This is a genomic window from Sphingomonas sp. (assembly GCF_024508665.1).
In the GTDB taxonomy this organism is placed as follows: Bacteria; Pseudomonadota; Alphaproteobacteria; order Sphingomonadales; family Sphingomonadaceae; genus Sphingomonas.
Genome location: NZ_JANINP010000001.1, coordinates 134,971 through 154,356, shown reverse-complemented (window position 1 = coordinate 154,356; position 19,386 = coordinate 134,971). Strand labels below are relative to the sequence as shown.

General features: G+C 63.3%; 20 protein-coding genes and 1 tRNA gene. 14 read left to right on the top strand and 7 right to left on the bottom strand.

Features of this window, described 5'->3' with window-relative positions; genetic code table 11:
* Window positions 1-69 precede the first annotated feature (69 nt).
* Together Q0L25_RS00725 and Q0L25_RS00720 are read left to right on the top strand one after the other, a co-directional pair.
* Window positions 70-480 (top strand): MarR family transcriptional regulator, encoded by a 411-nt coding sequence (locus Q0L25_RS00725; RefSeq protein WP_296611009.1) that lies wholly within the window; start codon window positions 70-72, stop codon window positions 478-480.
* Between the two features lie 54 nt (window positions 481-534).
* On the top strand, window positions 535-843 hold the full coding sequence (locus tag Q0L25_RS00720) for a hypothetical protein (RefSeq protein WP_296611008.1): 309 nt from the start codon (window positions 535-537) through the stop codon (window positions 841-843).
* A gap of 333 nt (window positions 844-1,176) precedes the next feature.
* On the opposite strand, the gene Q0L25_RS00715 is transcribed toward Q0L25_RS00720, so the two are convergent.
* Window positions 1,177-1,491: a hypothetical protein gene (locus Q0L25_RS00715; protein ID WP_296611007.1), complete on the bottom strand. Its 315-nt coding sequence runs from the start codon at window positions 1,489-1,491 to the stop codon at window positions 1,177-1,179.
* A gap of 125 nt (window positions 1,492-1,616) precedes the next feature.
* Window positions 1,617-2,513, bottom strand: a complete 897-nt coding sequence (gene gcvA, locus Q0L25_RS00710) for a transcriptional regulator GcvA (protein WP_296611006.1) — start codon at window positions 2,511-2,513, stop codon at window positions 1,617-1,619.
* Between the two features lie 117 nt (window positions 2,514-2,630).
* Between gcvA and Q0L25_RS00705 the strand changes: the two genes are divergently transcribed.
* Together Q0L25_RS00705 and Q0L25_RS00700 are read left to right on the top strand one after the other, a co-directional pair.
* Entirely contained in the window at window positions 2,631-2,816 is a 186-nt protein-coding gene (locus Q0L25_RS00705; protein WP_296611005.1) for a hypothetical protein, read from the top strand.
* A 145-nt stretch (window positions 2,817-2,961) separates the two neighbouring features.
* Window positions 2,962-3,807 (top strand): alpha/beta hydrolase, encoded by an 846-nt coding sequence (locus Q0L25_RS00700; RefSeq protein WP_296611004.1) that lies wholly within the window; start codon window positions 2,962-2,964, stop codon window positions 3,805-3,807.
* Here Q0L25_RS00700 and Q0L25_RS00695 read toward each other — a convergent pair.
* Window positions 3,804-4,727, bottom strand: coding sequence for a LysR substrate-binding domain-containing protein (locus Q0L25_RS00695; protein ID WP_296611003.1), 924 nt, complete (start codon window positions 4,725-4,727; stop codon window positions 3,804-3,806). The two genes, Q0L25_RS00700 and Q0L25_RS00695, sit on opposite strands and share 4 nt — an antisense overlap.
* A gap of 107 nt (window positions 4,728-4,834) precedes the next feature.
* Between Q0L25_RS00695 and Q0L25_RS00690 the strand changes: the two genes are divergently transcribed.
* The 3 genes from Q0L25_RS00690 to purC all read left to right on the top strand — a co-directional run bounded on the left by Q0L25_RS00690 (window position 4,835) and on the right by purC (window position 7,177).
* Complete coding sequence (locus Q0L25_RS00690) at window positions 4,835-5,185, top strand: UrcA family protein (protein WP_296611002.1); 351 nt, start codon at window positions 4,835-4,837, stop codon at window positions 5,183-5,185.
* A 199-nt stretch (window positions 5,186-5,384) separates the two neighbouring features.
* Window positions 5,385-6,296 carry a hypothetical protein gene (locus Q0L25_RS00685; protein ID WP_296611001.1) on the top strand — a complete coding sequence of 304 codons (912 nt, stop codon included), beginning with the start codon at window positions 5,385-5,387 and terminating at the stop codon, window positions 6,294-6,296.
* Window positions 6,297-6,397: 101 nt separating this feature from the next.
* On the top strand, window positions 6,398-7,177 hold the full coding sequence (gene purC, locus Q0L25_RS00680; protein ID WP_066590331.1) for a phosphoribosylaminoimidazolesuccinocarboxamide synthase: 780 nt from the start codon (window positions 6,398-6,400) through the stop codon (window positions 7,175-7,177).
* A 138-nt stretch (window positions 7,178-7,315) separates the two neighbouring features.
* On the opposite strand, the gene Q0L25_RS00675 is transcribed toward purC, so the two are convergent.
* On the bottom strand, window positions 7,316-7,465 hold the full coding sequence (locus tag Q0L25_RS00675; protein WP_169803435.1) for a hypothetical protein: 150 nt from the start codon (window positions 7,463-7,465) through the stop codon (window positions 7,316-7,318).
* Between the two features lie 157 nt (window positions 7,466-7,622).
* Between Q0L25_RS00675 and purS the strand changes: the two genes are divergently transcribed.
* Window positions 7,623-7,850 carry a phosphoribosylformylglycinamidine synthase subunit PurS gene (gene purS / locus Q0L25_RS00670; RefSeq protein WP_066590332.1) on the top strand — a complete coding sequence of 76 codons (228 nt, stop codon included), beginning with the start codon at window positions 7,623-7,625 and terminating at the stop codon, window positions 7,848-7,850.
* Window positions 7,847-8,515 (top strand): phosphoribosylformylglycinamidine synthase subunit PurQ, encoded by a 669-nt coding sequence (purQ, locus tag Q0L25_RS00665; RefSeq protein ID WP_296611000.1) that lies wholly within the window; start codon window positions 7,847-7,849, stop codon window positions 8,513-8,515. Before purS ends, purQ begins: the two co-directional genes overlap by 4 nt.
* 9 nt (window positions 8,516-8,524) lie before the next feature.
* Here purQ and Q0L25_RS00660 read toward each other — a convergent pair whose 3' ends face one another.
* Window positions 8,525-8,719, bottom strand: a complete 195-nt coding sequence (locus Q0L25_RS00660; RefSeq protein ID WP_296610999.1) for a hypothetical protein — start codon at window positions 8,717-8,719, stop codon at window positions 8,525-8,527.
* A 4-nt stretch (window positions 8,720-8,723) separates the two neighbouring features.
* Window positions 8,724-9,467: a queuosine precursor transporter gene (locus Q0L25_RS00655; RefSeq protein ID WP_296610997.1), complete on the bottom strand. Its 744-nt coding sequence runs from the start codon at window positions 9,465-9,467 to the stop codon at window positions 8,724-8,726.
* A gap of 88 nt (window positions 9,468-9,555) precedes the next feature.
* Between Q0L25_RS00655 and Q0L25_RS00650 the strand changes: the two genes are divergently transcribed.
* The 5 genes from Q0L25_RS00650 to Q0L25_RS00630 all read left to right on the top strand — a co-directional run bounded on the left by Q0L25_RS00650 (window position 9,556) and on the right by Q0L25_RS00630 (window position 13,217).
* Window positions 9,556-9,632: transfer RNA gene (locus tag Q0L25_RS00650), tRNA-Arg, on the top strand.
* A 56-nt stretch (window positions 9,633-9,688) separates the two neighbouring features.
* Complete coding sequence (locus tag Q0L25_RS00645) at window positions 9,689-9,889, top strand: hypothetical protein (RefSeq protein WP_296610996.1); 201 nt, start codon at window positions 9,689-9,691, stop codon at window positions 9,887-9,889.
* 85 nt (window positions 9,890-9,974) lie between these two features.
* On the top strand, window positions 9,975-11,855 hold the full coding sequence (locus Q0L25_RS00640; protein ID WP_296610994.1) for a M1 family metallopeptidase: 1,881 nt from the start codon (window positions 9,975-9,977) through the stop codon (window positions 11,853-11,855).
* Between the two features lie 73 nt (window positions 11,856-11,928).
* A complete protein-coding gene (locus Q0L25_RS00635) occupies window positions 11,929-12,096 on the top strand; it encodes a hypothetical protein (RefSeq protein WP_296610993.1) in 168 nt (55 codons plus the stop codon).
* 50 nt (window positions 12,097-12,146) lie between these two features.
* Window positions 12,147-13,217, top strand: coding sequence for a PLP-dependent cysteine synthase family protein (locus Q0L25_RS00630; protein ID WP_296610991.1), 1,071 nt, complete (start codon window positions 12,147-12,149; stop codon window positions 13,215-13,217).
* 42 nt (window positions 13,218-13,259) lie between these two features.
* Here the strand turns inward: Q0L25_RS00630 and Q0L25_RS00625 are convergent, their stop codons facing one another.
* Window positions 13,260-19,385 carry a YDG domain-containing protein gene (locus Q0L25_RS00625; RefSeq protein WP_296610990.1) on the bottom strand — a complete coding sequence of 2,042 codons (6,126 nt, stop codon included), beginning with the start codon at window positions 19,383-19,385 and terminating at the stop codon, window positions 13,260-13,262.
* Window position 19,386: the final 1 nt, after the last annotated feature.

Below are 19,386 nucleotides of genomic sequence, written 5' to 3'. Positions count from 1 at the left end.
CTGTTTTTGTAGGGAAACGCCGCGCAATTATATCGCGAAACGACATAATTCAATCGAGGATGACGAAACATGCCGAGCGGGCACGAGCTGACCGACGCCGAATATGCCGCGCTGGCCGATTTTCGCCGCACCTTGCGCCAGTTCCAGGCGTTCAGCGAAGAACGGGCAGCCGATTTCGGCCTGACGCCGCAACAGCATCAAGTGCTGCTGACCATTCGCGGCGCGGCATCGCGTCCGGTCAGCATCGGCTATGTCGCCGAACGGCTGTTCGTGAAGCCGCACAGTGCGTCGGGGCTGATCGTGCGGCTGGAAACGCTGGGCCTGATCGCGCGCCGGCCCTCGCCACATGACGGCCGCCAGGCCTTGTTGGAACTGACGCCAAAGGCGCGCGAGATCCTCGAGCGCCTATCGGCGGTGCATCGCGACGAGATCGTCCGGATGCGGCCGACGCTGAAACAATTGCTCGACACGATCGCCTGACGGCATCCTTGATTTGTATCGCAATACGATATAAATTCCGATCCGGAGGATGGGATGCGGATCTTGCTGGTGATCGCCGAGTCGATAGGCCTGATCGTCGGCAGCGTCGCCGCCGCGATTCTGCTGTGCTGGTTCCTGTTTCACGCGTTCCGGCTGATCCGCCACCCCGCCTGGGGTCCCCCCATCGTCGTCGTGCCCGTCGTCTTGTGGGCGGCCAACATGCTGCCGCGCAGCGACTTTCTGCGCATGACCTTGGTATTCGCGCTGCTGGCCGCCATTCCCTTCTGGGTCGAAGGCCGCGCCTGGCGCGTGGCGTGGATCGAACGGCAACGCCGGGACGTCGACGATCCCCTGCACAGCTGAATGTTCGTGCAAGCTCCGCCGCTTTACCCCGTGCTTGCCGCTTGCATCGTCCAGGATCGTGCGCCGCGACCGGACGAACTGGAATACGTCACGCAACGGATCCTGCGCGAAGGGTCGGTCGGAGCGCCTGGCACACATTTGGATCGCCGCATGGCGGCCCACGTCGCGCACACCGCACTGATTGGCGCACCGAAAAACTGACGACCGACGGGAGTTCTGCGGATCGCAATCCCCGTCCCACTTGTCGGAGGGGTTAGGGGAGGGAGTGTCGAGCGATCGATGACCAGTAACAGGCCCTCCCCCAGCCCCTCCCGCAAGCGGGAGGGGAGATTACTACCATTTGATCTGGTTGCTCGACGGCGCCTTCCATTGATTGCTCGACGGAGACTTCAACTGCGTGCTGACCGGGCCTTCGCCCTTGATCTGGCTGCTCGAGGGCGACTTCCACTGATTACTCGCCGGCGCCTGCACCTTGAGTTGCTCGCTCTTGATCTGGGTGCTGTCCGGCTTGTCCAGGCCGATCAGGACGCCTTGCGTCTCGCCCGTCGGTACGCCGGGCTGCTTTTGCGCCGCCGCGTCGGTTACGCCCAGCGACAGGCCCAGCATCGATACCGCCGCCGCCAGCGCAGGCTTCATGAGATCGGCCATGCCATCCTCCCTGCAAGGCGAGAGCGCACTCCGGGAGCGGAGAGCGGCTCTCGACCCTCGGAGAGATAGGCCGCCCGGTCCCGACCGTATTGGCGGAATGCGACATGCACCCCGGAGCGACGCGATCAGACCGGGCTCGGCATATCGCGCGCGAGTTCGTCGAGCAGCCATTCCCGGAAACGGCGGATCTTGGCGACGCCGCGCCGCGCTTCGGGATAGCATAGCCAATAAGCGTAGCCGCGGGTGGAGACCTGATCGAACGGTCGCACCAATCGTCCTTCGGCCAGATCGTTGCGCCAAAAAAAGGGCGTCAGCATCGCCATTCCCTGCCCCGCCATCGCGGCATGTCCTTCATGCGCCTGGCTGTCGAGGCGGACGCCGATGCGTGGCGGGCCCTCCGGGACTTCGACTCCCGCCTCGCGCAGCCAGAACGGCCACCACGGATCGTGCGGGCTGATCTGCGGAATGCGCAGCATGTCCTCGACCGTGAACGGCCCGTGCCGTCGCAGGAATCCGGGCGAGCACATCGGCGTGAAGTCGATCCGCACGAGCAGTTCCTCGTGCAGCCCCTCCCATCCGCCCAGGCCGGCGCGGATGGCGACATCGACATCGTCGCTGACGAAATCCGCCAGCGCATCGCTGGTCAGCAGGCGCACCGCCATTTCCGGATGGTTCATCTGGAAACTGCCGAGCCGCCAGGCGAGCCAGGTATTGGCGAAGGTGTTCGAGGTCGACACCGTCAGCACCGCCGCATCGTCCGCGCGGATCGCCCCGAACGCGGCGTCGATCGCGTCAAAGGCGCGCGTGATAGGGGGAGCCGCCTTGCGACCGGCATCGGTCAACACCACGCGGCGCTTTTCGCGGCGGAACAAAGGCGCGCCGAGCCGCTCCTCGAGCAATTTGATCTGATAGCTGACCGCCGCCTGGGTCATGCCGAGCTCGTTCGCGGCCGCCGTGAAATTCTCGTGCCGGGCAGCGGCTTCGAACACGCGGACGGCAGCGAGAGGTGGCAAGCGGCGCATACGGACTTGATAAGCATGGCTTGTCGATCGTGTCCAACGATTTGTTGGCGGGCCGGACTCGACACGAGCATATGGATTTCTGTCACCAACGCCGGATTTAATAAGGAGGACTCGGCAATGCGCGACGATTTCCTGAGCGGCGACTGGGCCGCGAACAAACCCCGCCTGACGGCGGATGTCGATAAGCTGAGCAAGACTATCGCCACGAAGGTCAGCGACAGTTTCGAAGCGCTCAACCGGGCGCAATTCGACGCGCCGTGGCACCGCGCTTGGCGCAAGGTTCGCATCTCCGGGCTGCGGTGAAGAGCGGCAGCCCCAGGGCCGGGACGCGTGCCCCCAAGCGCGCCCGGCCGTTTTTGCCAGACTTGCGCCTCTCCGGCGGCGCCAATCGGACGGCAGGATCCGCTTCCTTCTTGCCTTCCGCGCGCCGCCGGTCTTTTCGCTTTCCATGAGCGACGATTTCGAGCCACTAACCTGGGCAGACCTGACCGCGCGTACCCGCCCGGAGCCGCAGGCGGCGATCGCTTATGGCGACGATCCCTGGCAACGCGTCGATCTCTGGCTGCCGGATGGCGCCGGCCCCTTCCCCGTCGTGTTGATGGTCCATGGCGGGTGCTGGACGACGAGCATCGCCGATCGCACACTGATGAACTGGGTGGCGGAGGAGCTGCGCCGCGATGGCTTTGCGGTATGGAACATCGACTATCGCGGCGTCGACCGCCCGGGCGGCGGCTATCCCGGCACCTTTCGCGACGCCGCGGCAGCGGCCGACGCGCTGCGCGGCTATGCTCCCAAATACGGACTCGATCTGCGCCGCATCGTCGCCACCGGCCATTCGGCGGGCGGCCATCTCGCTTTATGGCTGGCGGGCCGGCGACGGCTGCCGTCGGACAGTCCGCTGTGGTGCGCGACCCCGTTGGCGATCGCGCATGTCGTCGCCTGCGGCGCGCTTCCCGACCTCGAGGCGGTGGCGACGAGCCCCGACAATGGCTGCGGCATCGACGTCGTCCGCGACCTGGTCGGCGTACCAGGCAGCGACGGGCGCGACGTCTATGCCGATACCTCGATCCCACCGCTTCTGCCGATCGGTGTGCCCCACGATCTGGTCAACGGGCGTGAGGACCGCATCGTCCCCTTTCGGCTGGCGACCGATTATGCCGAGAAGGCCGGTACGGAAGCTGTCCTGCACACAGTGGCGGATACCGGCCATGTCGAACTGGTGACGCCCGGCACTGAGGCCTGGATGGTCACGAAGCGGTTGATCGCCGAGGCCTTCACTGCGAACGCTCGCTAGATCGGCGGGCGAACCAACGCCTCGAACGGATCGTCGTGGAGCGACGCCGCGACTTCCGCAAGCAGCCACGTACGAAACGCGGCGACCTTGCGCTGCCGCTTGCGATGCGCCGGATAGACTAGCCAGAAACTGTTGCGCCAATAGGCGACGCGTTTGATCGGTTGGACCAATTGGCCTGTGTCGATCGCCAGCTGCCACATGGGCGGGCTCAGCACCGCGACGCCGTGCCCCGCTATCGCGGCCTGACCCTGCAGCACTTGCGATTCGAGTTGGACGCTCGGCGGCGGCTCGCCCGGTCGATCGCCCAACACGCTTTCAAGCCATAGCCGCCACCAACCGTCCCCCGGCGACAGCCGAGGCAGCGCCAGCAAGTCGTCGATCGTTTCGACCAGCGGATGCGCCGCGAGAAGCATCGGGCTGGCGAGCGGCGTGAACGGCATCCGCATCAGGAAGTCTGCTTCCAACCCCGGCCATGGCGCGGGCGCGCCGCGGATCGCGACATCGATCTCGCCGCGATCGAACTCGGTCAGCGCGTCCGACACGCGCAGCCGCACCGCCAGATCGGGCCGCGCGAGCTGGAATTCGCCGATGCGCGACGACAACCAGTTGGTCGCGAAGGTCGACGGCGCGCTGACCGTCAGCATCGTCTCGTTTTCGCTGCGCGCGGCGCGAAACGCCTCGTCGAGCTTCTCGAACGCGCTGGTCACTTGCGGCGCGATCGCTTGGCCGAGTTCGGTCAGTGCGACCCCACGCCCCTTGCGCGCGAACAGGGGCGCGCCGACCCGCTCCTCGATCACCTTGATCTGATAGCTCACCGCCGCCTGGGTCGTGCCCAGCTCTTCGGCAGCCCGCGTGAAATTGCCGAGCCGCGCCGCGGCTTCGAACACCCGCACTGCGCCGAGGGGAGGAATAGAGACCATCTCAGACATAAAGCAGATTTATGGCTCGTTCTCAACGTTCGATTGGAGCTCCGACGGCGCTCGCGCCATATCCGCTTCGTCGCCACGCCCCGGCGATGGACAGGAGAATGACGATGTTGAAGCCCTTCATGATGCCCGCGCTGCTGGTCGCCGCACTACCAGCCTTTGCCGGCGACAAGCCGGTTCCCCCGACCGCCCGCGTCACGACCGCCGACCTCGATCTCTCGACCGCAGCCGGCCGACGGACGCTCGATCACCGCCTGCGCGTGGCGATCGATCAGGTATGCGCCGCCTCTGACGCCGCGCCGCGTACCGGCATCCTCCCGACCGATCGCTGCCGGTCGATCGCCACCGCCAGCGTCCGGCGTCAGCGCAACGTGCTGATCGCCGCCACCGACGCGGGCACGAGCCACAAAACGGACGTCCAATTGGCGGCCACAACGGTGAAGACACGCTAACGGCCAATTAAATGCCACGATAGGTAGCCCACGCCGGCAGGCACCTGTCATCACTCACGCAAATACCGCCACACCCGCTGAAGAACTGGTCGTGGCCCGAGCATTGTCGCACGCCTTATCGCCAAAAACACTCGCCTTGACGCAATATCCCATCAATGAGATGTTGTATTGCGACAGGGGAGAGACGGGAGAGAATGCGATGCGATACGTGTTCCTGACGACGACGTGCCTGACTGTGCTGGCGGGATGTAGCCAGTCGCAAAACGACCAACCCTATCAACCGGATCGCTATTCAACGGCATCCAATGCCACGACGGTTGCAGACAGCTCGTCTGCCGGGCGCGCACCGCCATCGCTGGCCATTGCGCCAACCAACGACGTCGCTCCCGGGGTGAATGTGACGGCCACGCCCGGCGTCGCGTTCGCCTACAGCTATGCGTTCCGGCTGCCCGCGCAGAACGTCAAGGACGCGCAGGAAGCGCATGCCTCGGCGTGCGAGAAGCTCGGACCGCAACATTGCCGCATCACCGGCATGCTCTACCGATTGATCGGCGAGAACAACATCGTCGGTGAGATTCGGTTCAAGCTCGACCCGGCGCTCGCCCGCGCTTTCGGCAAAATAGGCATCGACGCGATCGTCAAGGCGGACGGCAAACTGGTCGATGCCGAAATCACCGGGACCGACGCCGCCGCGGCGATCAAGACTCTCGACGTGCAACGCCAGCAGGCCGAGGCCGAAGTGCAGCGCCTCGAGCGCCAACTCGCGCGCAGCGATCTCAAATCCGCCGAGCGCAGCGAATTGCAGCGCCAGCGCGCCACGATCGTCGACCAATTGCAGCAGGTGAAAAACGAGACCGGAAATCAGCAGGAGTCGCTCGCCACCACGCCGGTCAGCTTCCGCTACGAATCGGGCGCGGCGGTCCGCGGATTTGACGGCAGCGCACCGATCACCAGTGCGGGCAACGTCTTCCTCGATTCGGCACAGATAACGCTTGGCGTCGTGCTGACCGCGCTCGCGGCACTGGCTCCGCCGGGCGTGATCCTGCTGATCGGCTTCCTGCTCTGGCGCCGCTTCCGTCCGCGCCGCGCCGTTCCGCCGGGCGAGGCCTGATTGCGCCGGAGCAGCCGTTCCGGTATAGGCCATTGCTCCCCGCCCCGGCGCGCCATTCCGCGTTGCCGGGGCGCTCATTTTTGCAAAGGTATGCGCCGACGATGGCACGCCGCCGCCAGATCTACGAAGGCAAAGCGAAGATCCTCTACGAGGGTCCCGAACCAGGCACGCTGATCCAGTATTTCAAGGACGACGCGACCGCGTTCAACGCGCAGAAAAAAGGCACGATCAGCGGCAAGGGCGTACTCAACAACCGGATTTCCGAGCATATCTTCACCTTGCTCGGGATGATCGGGGTACCGACGCACTTCATCCGCCGCCTCAACATGCGCGAGCAGTTGATCCGCCAGGTCGAGATCGTGCCGATCGAGGTGGTCGTGCGCAATGTCGCCGCCGGGTCGCTGTCGAAGCGGCTGGGGATCGAGGAAGGCGTCCAGCTACCCCGCACCATCATCGAATATTATTACAAGGACGACGCGCTCGGCGATCCGATGATCACCGACGAGCACATTGCGGCGTTCGGCTGGGCAAGCCAGGAAGAGATGCACGACATCGCCGACCTGGCGATCCGCACCAATGACTTCCTATGTGGTTTGTTCGCGGCGATCGGCATCCGCCTGGTCGACTTCAAACTCGAATTCGGGCGGATCTGGGACAATGACTACAGCCGCATCATCCTGGCGGACGAGATCAGTCCAGACGGTTGCCGGTTGTGGGACATCGCGACCAACGAGAAACTCGACAAGGACCGGTTCCGCCGCGACCTGGGCGGCGAAGTCGAGGCCTATCAGGAAGTCGCGCGGCGGCTGGGTCTGTTGCCCGAAGGCGCCGACGGCGCGGTGCTCGACCTAGAAACGCATCGCCAGAACCGGGGCAAATAAGCGCTTTCTTTGCAGCTTCGCTGGTCGGCACCGGCCCGCTCCCCCACCCGGCCGCCCAATTAGCATATCCTATGGGCGGCCGGGTGGGGGAGCGGGCCGGTGCCGCAACCGTTTCAGCTCGGCTGAAACGAAGAAAACTTAATCCTTGACCCGGAATCCGCAGATGATTCCGAAGATAAATGACGACACCAGCGACAGCTGAATCCACCCGCCGGGGTCGGTCCAGCCGAAATACTGTCCACCGAAAGTGAACAGCGCAATGAACATCACCATTGCCAGTCCGGCCATGTCCGAACCCCCTAATCAGGCGAGCGCGACACCCCAGCGAGTCGCGCACCGGACGAAACGCTGCGCTTCGCGGGTAAACGAAGCGTAAAACTTGCGGCGAACCGCGGGCGCGGCCATAGGGGCGCCGACTCCGTTTCAGCCAGGAAAGCGCCGCTCCATGAAGGTTCGCATCGTCGTCACCCTCAAGCCGGGAGTGCTCGACCCGCAAGGCAAGGCGATCCACAAGTCACTCGAGAGCTTGGGATTTGGCGGCATCAACGACGTCCGCGCCGGCAAGGTGATCGAGCTCGATGTCGCCGACTCGGTGACCGACGAAGAGCTCGACGGCATGTGCCGCAAGCTGATCGCGAACACGGTGATCGAGAATTACAGGATCGAACGGTGACTGCGGCGGTCGTCGTTTTCCCCGGCTCCAATTGCGATCGCGACCTCGCGGTGGCAATCGAGTCGATCATGGGGCGCAAGCCCAACATGGTCTGGCATGCCGAAAGCGAGCTCCCCGCGAACACCGACCTGATCGCCCTGCCCGGCGGGTTTTCCTATGGCGACTATCTGCGCTCGGGCGCGATGGCAGCGCGGTCTCCGGTGATGCGCGCGGTGGTCGACGCCGCCGAACGCGGCGTGCCGGTGCTGGGCGTGTGCAACGGCTTTCAGGTGCTGACCGAAGCTGGGCTGCTGCCTGGCGCGCTGATGCGCAATTCCGGCCTCAATTTCGTGTGTCGCGACGTCGAATTGTCGGTCGAGAATGCGCAAAGCGCCTTCACCAGCCGCTATGCCGCGGGCGAGACGATCCTGATCCCGGTCGCGCATCATGACGGCAATTACACCGCCGATGCCGAGACGCTCGACCGGCTCGAAGGCGAAGGCCGCGTCGCCTTCCGCTACACCGGCAATGTCAACGGATCGGCGCGCCACATCGCCGGCGTGCTCAACGCCGCGGGCAACGTGCTCGGCCTGATGCCCCACCCCGAGCGCAAGATCGAAGCCGCGCATGGCGGCGACGACGGCCGCCGGCTGTTCGAGGGGCTGATGGAGCTGGTCTCGGCCTGAGGGCTAACGCTACATAGTGCCCGAGCTACCCAGTCCGCCGAAAAAGGCGAATGCGACGCCCATCATGGCATAGACAAGAACTACAATACGAGTGCTGTTCGCATAGCCCGGCCGTAATAGAAACCAACCGAATACCAACGGTATCGCGATCAGGCCGATCATGAGCGGCACACCAATGCGTCGTTGCTCGTCGCCAGTCGTCATACGACTAGACCTTCGCTTTGAACGGCGAGAAGTCGGTACCTTCGTCGAACACATCGACGCCCTCGGCATTCTTCAGAGCGCCGACGACTATATAAGTGACCGGGGTCAGCAGCACTTCCCACGCCACCTTCAGGAACCACTGGGTGAACAGCACGGTGATGACGAGGTGCGTCGTCCACCCTTCCGCACCGAGAAAGGCGAGCGGATAGAAGATCAGGCTGTCGACCCCCTCCCCGGCGATGGTCGAGCCGATCGTCCGGGTCCAGAGATGCTTGCCGCGCGTCATGATCTTCATCTTGGCGAGCACGAAGGAGTTGACGAACTCGCCCGCCCAGAAGGCGGCACAGCTGGCAAGCACGATGCGCGGCACCTGACCGAAGATCGTCTCGTACGCCTTCTGATTGGTCCAATCGGGCGCCGGGGGCAGCGCCACCACTACCCAGCTCATGAACGCCATGAACAAAACCGCGCCAAACCCCGCCCAGATCACGCGGCGCGCGCGGGCATAACCATAGACCTCGGTCAGGACGTCGCCGATCACATAGGAGATCGGAAAGAACAGGATCCCGGCACCGAACGGCCAGTAGCCGACTCCCGGCAACCAGACCTGCGCAACCTTGCCTGCGCCCAGCACATTGGACAGCAACAGGATCGCGACGAATGCCGCCATGACGAAGTCGTAATAGCGAAAATGGTGGACGGTATTGGCCGTCACGGCGCGCGGCGCGATCGATTCCCCCTCGGTCATGCTGGTAATTATGATCAAGGTTCCGTTCGCCCGCAATCCGCGTTGAGGGCGTTGCCGGTCGCGCGCAAACGCCCTAGTCCGGATTCGGGCGCCCGTAGTTCAACTGGATAGAGCACGAGCCTTCTAAGCTTGGAGTTGCAGGTTCGAGTCCTGCCGGGCGCGCCATTTTTCAATCCGCGCACCGCATGCATCCGATCTGCGATCGGCGCGTTGTGCTCGACATGACCGGCTTCGATCGCGGCGATACGCCGTTAGTCTTCGATTGCGAACGCCGCCTGCGCTGCGAGATCGCGCGGGAGCGGGACATCGCCGTCACGCTTCCCGACGCGGCCCACCGAGCGCTGCATCTGTCCCGCGCACGCGCTTTGTCCGAGCGGCTTCCGCAATCCGCATGCGAACGGCTGCTTCTGACCTTGGGTTGAACGAAGGCTGGCGAACGCCTCGCCTTGTAACCGACGGGCGATTGGTGGAGAGCGCGGCTCTGTTCACCATGCCGGGAAGTCCGCGATGCGCCGTCCTTTTGTCATTTCCGCCTTGTTGATCGCGTCTGCGTCAATCGTGCCCACCGCAATCGCCGCGCCGGACGCGCCCTCGTCGATCCTGACCAGCCCCGACGCGAAGGATGTGCTCAGCTATGCTCGGCCGGAGATTGCGCGCGTCACGCATGTCGATCTCGACCTGACCGCGGATTTCAAGGCGCATGTCATGCGCGGCATCGCGACGCTCGACATCCTCGCCCGGCCGGGCGCGCGCGAGATCGTGCTCGACGACAAGGATCTCGTCATCTCGCGGATCACCGATGCGCGCGGGCGTCCGCTCAAATGGTCGGTCGGCACGAGCGACGATTACAAAGGCGCGCCGCTGACCGTGCAGATCGGCGCCGCGCGGCGGATCGTAATCACCTATCGATCCGATCCCAAGGCGCGCGCGCTCGGCTGGCTGGCGCCGGCGCTGACGGCGGGGAAGACAAAGCCCTATCTCTACAGCCAGGGCGAAAGCATCAACAATCGCAGCTGGATCCCGACCCAGGACAGCCCCGGCATCCGCCAGAGCTGGACGGCCAGGATCACGGTTCCATCCGATCTGGTTGCGACGATGAGCGCCGAGCGGCTGACGCCCAGGGGGATTCCCGGCCCGCGCGGCTGGCACAGCTATCGCTTCCGCATGGACCATAATGTCCCGCCTTACCTGATCGCGCTCGCCGTCGGCGACTTGCGCTTCAAGGCTATCGATGCGCGCTCCGGGATTTACAGCGAACCGAGCGTGCTGGCGAAGGATGCAGCGGAATTGTCCGACACCGGCAAGATGGTGACCGCCGCCGAAAGCCTGTACGGCAAATATCGCTGGGGCCGCTACGACGTGCTGGTGCTGCCCCCCTCCTTCCCGTTCGGCGGGATGGAAAACCCGACGCTCACTTTCGCCACGCCGACGATCATTACCGGCGACAAGTCGAACGTCGATGTCATCGCGCACGAGCTGGCGCATAGCTGGTCGGGTAATCTGGTCACCAACGCGACTTGGTCGGATTCGTGGCTCAACGAGGGGTTCACGACCTATTTCGAGAACCGGATCGATGAGGCGCTCTATGGCAAGGAGCGCGCCGCGACGCTTGCCGATCTGTCGTGGGACGACCTCCAGCGCGACCTAAAGGCGGCGCCCGATGCCAAGGCGACGCGGCTGCATGGCGATCCCGAAGGCGTGTATGGCGAGCTCGATTACACCAAGGGATCGACCTTCCTGCGGACGATCGAATATACCGTCGGGCGCGCACGCTGGGACGCGTATCTGCGGTCCTATTTCGATCGCCACGCTTTCCAGCCGCAGACCACGGCAGGGTTCCTCGCCGACCTGCGCGCGAATCTGATCAAGGGCGATCAGGCGCTCGAAGCTAAGCTGCAACTCGACCAATGGGCGTACGGTACGGGATTGCCCGACAATGCGGTCCATGTCCGCTCGGCGACGCTCGCCAAGATCGACCAGACGCTGGCTTCAATCGCGGCCGGCGCGCCGATCGGCTCGATCGATGCGTCGCACTGGTCGACGCAGGAATGGCTGCGCTTCCTCAACGGCCTGCCGCGCAAGCAATCCGCGCAGCGGCTGGCGGAGCTTGACCGGTCGCTGGGGCTCTCTGCATCCAACAACGCCTATATCCGCTCGGCCTGGCTCGTGCTGGCGATCGGCAATCGCTATGATCCGGCGATCCCGTCGATCGCGCAATTCCTGCCCAGCGTCGGCCGCGGCCTGCTGATCCTGCCGGTCTATGCCGCGCTCAAGGCGCAGGGCGATTGGGGCATGCCGATCGCACGCAAGGTCTATGCGACCGCACGTCCGGGATATCATCCGACGATCGACGCCGCGATCGACAAGATGCTCGGCGCAAAGCCGTAACGTCGCGCGCAGGACACGACAGGTGGAGCGAGAAATTTCCCGCAGGCGCTGCATCGGCGACGACGGAACGCCGTTGGTCGTAATCGAATATCAGCATGTCGAACGGCGCCGGACCGAGAGCGGCGAGCGCAGCTATCCCGGCGCGCGGCGATCGGCGCTGGCCAGCGGTGAGCCGGTGCGCTCGCTGGGCGATGGCGTGTGGGAGGTCGTCGCCACTGGAGAAGTGCTGCGACGAGCGTGATCGTTGCGCAGACGGTTGACGCGAGCGGCGCATGCGTCGATCGCGCGCGCATGACGTCCAATCATCCTCCCCAAGACCGCGCCTGGGCCGACGAAGCGGTTCGGCTTATCGAAGCCGATTACAACCGCTCGGCCGACACGCATCTCATCCCGATCCCGCTGCCGCGGTTTCCGGGCGTCCAGCTTTACCTGAAGGATGAATCGAGCCACCCGACCGGCAGCCTAAAGCATCGTCTGGCGCGCTCGCTGTTCCTCTATGCGCTCTGCAACGGCCGGATCGGGCCGGGCACGACGATCGTCGAGGCGTCGAGCGGATCGACCGCGGTGTCGGAGGCCTATTTCGCCCGCATGCTCGGACTCGACTTCATCGCGGTGGTGCCACGCGGCACCTCTGCCGAGAAGATCGCCGAGATCGAATTCTATGGCGGCCGACCGCATTTCGTCGAGCAGGCGGTGGAGGCCGCCGGCGAGGCGGCGCGGCTCGCGGACGAACTCGGCGGTGCCTTCATGGACCAGTTCACCTTCGCCGAGCGCGCGACCGACTGGCGCGGCAACAATAACATCGCCGAAGCGATCTTCGCCCAGATGGCGCTCGAACAGCATCCGATCCCGCACTGGATCGTGTGCGGCGCAGGGACCGGTGGCACTTCGGCGACGATCGGGCGCTATGGCCGATACCGCCGGCTCGCGACGCGGATTTGCGTCGCCGACCCGGAAGGATCGGTATTCCATCGCCATTGGACCGACCGCGAGGTGCAGAAGCTCGATCGCTGTGCCAGCAAGATCGAGGGGATCGGCCGCGCGCATGTCGAGCCGTCCTTCGTGCCCGAAGTGATCGACCGCATGGAAATCGTGTCGGACGCGCGCAGCATCGCCGCCGCGCGGTTGCTGAGCGAGCGGCTCGGCCGCCGGTGTGGCGGGTCGACCGGGACCAATTTATGGGCGTGTGCGGCACTGGCCGAAGAGATGGCGACGGCTGGCGTCGAGGGGTCGATCGTCACCATCCTGTGCGACGACGGCAATCGCTACGCATCGACCTATTTCGACGATGCCTGGCTCGACCGGTGCGGAATCCATTGGCAGCCCGAAGCGCGCGACCTCGCCGAGCGATTGGGCTGGTAACGTCGGGCGTGCCGCCCTTGTTGGGAGCGGCACGCCCGCCGGTTATTTGGTCGGCCCGCCGGTAGTGCAGTTCTTATCGTCGCCGCACACCGCGCTGATATCGAGATTGACCGAGCTGCCCGATGAGGTGCCCGTGCCGATCTGCGACGGCAGCGGCTGCGCCTTCAGGGCCGGCTGCAATCCTTCGCTGCCCAGGGGCAGGTTGATCGTGAAGGTCCCCGGCGTGAACGTGATCGTGTAATTGTCGCCGGCGTTGAGCGTCCCGATCTTTATCGCGTAGGTGCCCGGGTTCTCGCCCGTATCGCGCGCTAAGTTGCCGCTGAAGGCATCGCCGCTGACCAGCGAGCCCGAGGTAAGCGTGTAGGTCAGCGCAGGGTCGGGATCGTTCTGCACCTTGGACGCGTCGTCCGCCTTCACCGACAGCGCCCGCTTCAGGATGTCGCCGAGCGCACTGGCCGGGATCGTGATGGTGTAATTGCCCGCGTCTGCGCCGCCGATTGTCGTGCCCGCGACAGTGACCGCCTTGCCCGTACCGGCGTTCTTGTCGGCATAGGTGAAGGTGGTGCCGCTGGTAGTGACATTGTCGCCCGATACGACGCCGTTGAGCGTCACCGTACCGGAGCCGGCGGTCGTGCCGTCGTAGGTCTTGCTAGTGACCGCGACGCTGGCGGTGATCGCCTTCTTCAGGATGTCAGCCAATGCGCTGGCTGGGACGGTCACCGTGTAGTTTCCAGCATCTGCCCCTGTCAGGGTCGTACCTGCGACATTGACCGTCTTCCCCGCGCCCGCATTCTTGTCCGCGAAGGTGAAGGTGGTGCCGCTGGTGCCAACCGTATCGCCAGAGACGACGCCGTTCAGCGTAATAGTGCCGGTGCCCGAAGTCGTACCATCATAGGTCTTGTTGCCTGCAACGACGCTGGCGGTCAGCGACTTCCTGAGGATGTCGGCCAGCGCGCTGGCGGGCACGGTCACGGTGTAGTTGCCCGCATCCGTGCCGGTCAGCATCGTACCTGCCACCGTGACCGTCTTGCCGGTGCCGGCATTCTTGTCGCTGAAGGTAAAGGTCGTGCCATTGGTACTAACAGCATCGCCTGCGACGACGCCGTTGAGCGTTACGGCGCCGGTACCGGTGGCCGTGCCGTCATAGGTCTTGTTGTTGGCGACGACGCTCGCGGTGATTGCCTTCCTCAGGATGTCGGCCAGCGCCGCAGCGGGCACCGTCACCGTATAATTTCCGGCATCCGCGCCGGTGAGCGTCGTTCCCGCCACCGTCACGGTCTTGCCCGTACCGGCATTCTTGTCGGCGAAGGTGAAGGTCGTCCCAGCAGTGCCGACGGTATCCCCGGACAAGACACCGTTGAGTGCCACCGTGCCGGTGCCGGTAGTCGCGCCGTCATAGGTCTTGCCGTTGGCGGTGACGCTGGCAGTGATTGCTTTTTTGAGGATGTCGGCAAAGACGCTAGCCGGGACAGTTAGCGTATAATTGCCCGCATCTGTCCCGGTCAGCGTGGTTCCGGCCACCGTGACGGTCTTAGTCGCCCCGGCATTCCTATCGGCAAAGGTGAAGCTCGTACCACTGGTGCCCACCGCATCGCCAGCGACGACACCGTTCAGCGTGACCGTGCCCGTACCGGCGGCCGTGCCGTCATAGGTCTTGTTGTTGGCAATGACGTTGGCGGTAAGCGCTTTCTTCAGGATATCTGCGAATGCGCTGGCCGGAACCGTAAGCGTGTAGTTGCCGGCGTCGGCGCCGGTCAGCGTGGTACCGGCGACAGCGACCGTCTTGCCGGTGCCGGCATTCTTGTCGCTGAACGTGAAGTTCGTCCCGCTGGTGCCGACCGCATCGCCGGAGATCACGCCATTCAGCGTTACCGTGCCGGTGCCCAAGGTGGTGCCGTCGTAAGTTTTGGTATTGGCCGTGACGTTGGCGGTCAGCGCCTTCTTGAGAATGTCCGCGAGCGCGCTCGCCGGGATGGTGAGCGTGTAATTGCTGGCATCGCCGCCGGTCAACGTGGTACCGCCGACCGCTACCGTTTTGCCGATGCCGGCATTCTTGTCGCTGAATGTGAACGTCGTGCCGCTGGTGCCGACCGCATCACCGGCGACGACGCCGTTGAGCGTCACCGTGCCGGTCCCCGTAGCAGTGCCGTCATAGGTCTTGTTGTCAACGGCGACGCCGCCCGTGATCGCCTTCTTGAGGATGTCGGCGAAAAGAGGCCCGGCAATTGTCAGCGTATAATTGCCGGCGTCTGCTCCCGTGAGCGTCGTGCCCGCCGCGGTGACGCTCTTGCGGACGCCGGCATTCTTGTCACTAAAGGTGAAGGTCGTGCCGCCGGTACCGACCACATCGCCCGCGATTACGCCGTTCAGCGCCACCGTGCCGGTCCCAGCCGTCGTACCGTCATAGGTTTTGTTGTTAGCCGTGACGTTGGCGGTCAGCGTCTTTTTCAGAATATCTGCGACGGCGCTCGCCGGAATTGTGAAGGTGTAATTGCCGGCGTCGGCCCCGGTCAGCGTCGTCCCGGCGATCGCTACAGTCTTGCCGGTGCCAGCATTCTTGTCGCTGAAGGTGAAAGTCGTCCCGCTGGTTCCGACCGCGTCGCTGGCGACGACGCCGTTGAGCGTCACGGTGCCGGTGCCAGTGGTCGTGCCGTCATAGGTCTTGTTGTTGGCGACAACGCTTGCGGTGATCGCCTTCCTCAGGATGTCGGCCAGCGCGCTTGCTGGAACAGTCAACACATAGTTGCGCGCGTCGAAACCGGTGAGCACCGTGCCCGAGACGGTGACCACCTTGCTGCCGCCGGCGTTCTTGTCCGAAAAGGTAAAGGTCGTGCCGCTAGTACCGACGGAGTCGCCAGCGATAATCCCATTCAGTGTTACCGTTCCAGTACCGACGCGCGTCCCGTCATACGTCTTGTTATTAGCCGTGATGGTACCTGTGATGTCCTTTTTTAGAATATCCGCTACAACGCCAGCTGGGAGTGTGATCGTATAGTTACTTGCGTCGGCACCGGTCAGCATGGTGCCAGTGACCGCGACCGTCTTGCCGATGCCGGCGTTTTTGTCGGCAAACGTAAAGATGGTGCCAGAGGTACTCACCGTATCGCCAGACACGACGCCGTTCAGCGTAACCGAGCCCGTCCCCGCAGTCGTACCATCATAGACCTTGTTATCGACCATGATGCCGCCAATCAGGTTCTTGGGCGTAATCGTAACCCACTGTCCCGGATCGAAGGCAAAGACATAGCCTAAGTCGCTATGTAATGTTCCCTTTCCCAGGCCAATGGGATAGGGCCCCCCAGCCACGCTGGCCCGCGCATCGAAACCAGCCGAAACAATCAATGGCGAGCCTGAGAAGGTGGTGGCGGGAGTGTCCCCGAGAAAAGCGCCTACCACTCCCGGCTGATAGCCGGAGACCACCCAGGCTACCGAAGATCCATCCAACTGCGTTCCGTAGACTTTCGAGATATCATTCGATGCCGAAACGGTAAGAATAGGAGCGTACGAGAAAACATAACGATTGCCGATGATCGTCGATGGATCACGCGTGGCAATTGTCGAATTCCAAAGGGCAGTAGCGTGACTGTCCAATCCGCCGAAGGTATCGGCATTCGGATTAGCCGAGTAGATAACCCAGCGGTCGGACGCACTGACGGCAGCGGATCCGACATTGTTGCTGAAAGCTGCGGCCGCCGAAAGGACGATATCTGTGGCCGAGAGTTTCGTACCGGTGTCCAAACTTAGATCGGCACCCGAACGCATCGTGATGTTGCCCGAGGCAGTTACTAACGCTCTGATGAAACCACCCGTAGTTCCCGTGAAGTCGATATCGCCATTTGTCACCGTTACGTTGCCGCCTACGCCAAACGATTCGGCCTTGACCCTAAGAGAATTGGTGAAAACATTTATTCCTCCAAAGGACACCGACCCGGTTGCCGTGAGCATATTGGTAAAGTTCGGCTCGTCGCCGAATGCTCCGAGCAGTCCTCTCGCTTCTATGTTGTCCAGATAAATGTACGGCGTGCCGTATGTTCTAATCCTGAGGTCAGATTCCCGGCTGGGACCACCGAGAATGTGCCCACCTAGACCCAGAGCAATTGTACCGTGAGACTCGACGGTTATCGGCTCCTCTCCGATACCATCACTGTTTCCCGTTAGCGTCAGTCCGCTTTCAAAATCCACGTAAGCACGCCCCGCCGCCGTAATTGAGCCTTGAGCCTTAATCGCGGAAGAATTGGAGTTGAGGTTCCCGAGCGCTACACCGCCATCGCTGCTGGAAATAGCGATATTCCCACCAGCCGTAACATTACCAAGCATTGACGCATTGCCAAAAGCCGTAATTATTATATCTCCCGACGCACTGCTATTACCGCCATAATAATAGCTATTAGAAAATAGGCCGCCAAGCGTTACGCCCCCAGCCACACTAGACAGCCGGATATTACCGTCGAGGGCGAATGCGTTGCTTATCGTGACGCCAGCACCAGAAACGATAATGTCGCCATGGGCGGTATAGACGGTATCGGCCCTGACTGCATTCGATGTCGAGCTCAGGTCAATACCGGTTGCGGCGTTCAACCCTGCCTGTGTGACCAAATAGCTATCGCTGTGGGCTTTCAACTTACCGGCGGAGGTGACATTCGCCAGCGAAAGGCCGCTCATCGTATTTATAACGATATCCCCGCTGCCGCTGGCGGCATCGCCATAAAGCTGGACGTACGCATTCGGGGCCGAACTCGTCTGAGTGATATTGATCGAACGGCCGCTGGTCTTGCCGAGAACCAACAGGGAATTGCCCACATTGATCGTCAAATCGCCGCTCGCCGCAACGCCGCCGGGACCGACGGTATAGCCAAAGCTCTGTCCGACATTGATGGTGTCGGCCGTCAGGCTCATCGCTCCGCCCGACACGAGATTGCGAGCTTTGAACGTCGTCCCCGGGGTACTAAGGTTTATAGTGAGCGCGCCGGTGGTCTGAATGTCGAGATCGTCATCTCCAGCAGTAACATTGCCGGTGATGATCGCGTCGCCAGCTCGCAATTTTACTGCGCCTGCGGCGGTGAGTATGTTGGAAAATCGCAACTCGCCCTTAGACTGCGCCTCGATCTTGCTCGCGCTATTGATCTTGCCGCTGTCTGCGATCGCCCCTGTACCGTCAGTCGCGCCCGACGCGATCGTGACATTGCCGACGGAAACACCCGCTGACAGAACGACACCGCTATCCGTCGCTTTGGCGCTGGTAGCGACTAGGTTCCCAAGGACATTGATGTTGGGCCCGGTGCCGCCGCTGCCACCCGTCTTGCTGTACGCAACGGTGACGTTGCCTGCCCTGATGGTCGAGGCAGTGCCCACCTCTATCGCATTGAAGAGGGCCGTTCCCTTATAGATCTGGATAATGAGAGGGCTACCAGGCGCGTTCGTGATTGCCGCGTCGTCCGCCGCGACCAGTGCTGCGTCGCCACTGACGCCACCCGACGTTGCTGACCCTGCCGTACCACGGAATATCACCGACGATCCCATCATCACGAGGTCGCCCATGCGGCCGCCATTGCTGCTGGCGCTCGACGCCGTGGTGAATTGCGACCCAGCATTGGCGGTGACGGTGCCGCCGGTCGATCCGCTGAAGCGAAGCGTCGTCGCGGCGTTCAGGAAGTCGTTGTCGTCCGACAGATTGCTGGTGCCCGCGAAGAATGCGCCGGTATTTACGACGGCGTTGCTGCCGAACAGGATCCCCGATTGGTTGAGCAGGTAGACGGCGACATTTGGATCGGACTTGATCGTACCGAGAATGTTCGACGTGCTACCGCTCAAATCGCGATTGAGCACCGCGATGTTATCAGTTCGCCCTGTGACGCCTGCTGTCGCCCGTGCGTCCTTGAAATCGATCGTATTGCCTGCCGCAACGTTGAAGCCAGCCCCGCCCCAATTCAGGATCGTGCGGTTGTCCTTCAAATCCACCCGCAGCGTCTGTGCACCCGCCGCTCCCGAGGTCGAGAAGCCCGGGTTGGTCGATCCCGGCGCCCCACCACTAAGGCCACTCGTTGAAACGGACACATTCCCTGTATCCGGCAAATTCTGCGCCTGCGCCGGGGCCACCACGACCAGCAGCCCGGCGGCAAGGATGGTCGAGGCGGAAAGCGTGCTACGCAGGCGGGTCGACTTGATCATG

Coding starts and splice junctions, on each gene's coding strand:
- Q0L25_RS00700 (WP_296611004.1), top strand. CDS start 2,962: ATGAGCGACGATTTCGAGCCACTAACCTGGGCAGACCTGACCGCGCGT.
- Q0L25_RS00675 (WP_169803435.1), bottom strand. CDS start 7,465: ATGGCCGGACTGGCAATGGTGATGTTCATTGCGCTGTTCACTTTCGGT.
- Q0L25_RS00715 (WP_296611007.1), bottom strand. CDS start 1,491: ATGGCCGATCTCATGAAGCCTGCGCTGGCGGCGGCGGTATCGATGCTG.
- gcvA (WP_296611006.1), bottom strand. CDS start 2,513: ATGCGCCGCTTGCCACCTCTCGCTGCCGTCCGCGTGTTCGAAGCCGCT.
- Q0L25_RS00645 (WP_296610996.1), top strand. CDS start 9,689: ATGACCGGCTTCGATCGCGGCGATACGCCGTTAGTCTTCGATTGCGAA.
- purS (WP_066590332.1), top strand. CDS start 7,623: ATGAAGGTTCGCATCGTCGTCACCCTCAAGCCGGGAGTGCTCGACCCG.
- Q0L25_RS00725 (WP_296611009.1), top strand. CDS start 70: ATGCCGAGCGGGCACGAGCTGACCGACGCCGAATATGCCGCGCTGGCC.
- Q0L25_RS00695 (WP_296611003.1), bottom strand. CDS start 4,727: ATGGTCTCTATTCCTCCCCTCGGCGCAGTGCGGGTGTTCGAAGCCGCG.
- Q0L25_RS00690 (WP_296611002.1), top strand. CDS start 4,835: ATGACGATGTTGAAGCCCTTCATGATGCCCGCGCTGCTGGTCGCCGCA.
- Q0L25_RS00630 (WP_296610991.1), top strand. CDS start 12,147: ATGACGTCCAATCATCCTCCCCAAGACCGCGCCTGGGCCGACGAAGCG.
- Q0L25_RS00655 (WP_296610997.1), bottom strand. CDS start 9,467: ATGACCGAGGGGGAATCGATCGCGCCGCGCGCCGTGACGGCCAATACC.
- Q0L25_RS00660 (WP_296610999.1), bottom strand. CDS start 8,719: ATGACGACTGGCGACGAGCAACGACGCATTGGTGTGCCGCTCATGATC.
- Q0L25_RS00705 (WP_296611005.1), top strand. CDS start 2,631: ATGCGCGACGATTTCCTGAGCGGCGACTGGGCCGCGAACAAACCCCGC.
- Q0L25_RS00685 (WP_296611001.1), top strand. CDS start 5,385: ATGCGATACGTGTTCCTGACGACGACGTGCCTGACTGTGCTGGCGGGA.
- Q0L25_RS00720 (WP_296611008.1), top strand. CDS start 535: ATGCGGATCTTGCTGGTGATCGCCGAGTCGATAGGCCTGATCGTCGGC.
- Q0L25_RS00625 (WP_296610990.1), bottom strand. CDS start 19,385: ATGATCAAGTCGACCCGCCTGCGTAGCACGCTTTCCGCCTCGACCATC.
- Q0L25_RS00640 (WP_296610994.1), top strand. CDS start 9,975: ATGCGCCGTCCTTTTGTCATTTCCGCCTTGTTGATCGCGTCTGCGTCA.
- purC (WP_066590331.1), top strand. CDS start 6,398: ATGGCACGCCGCCGCCAGATCTACGAAGGCAAAGCGAAGATCCTCTAC.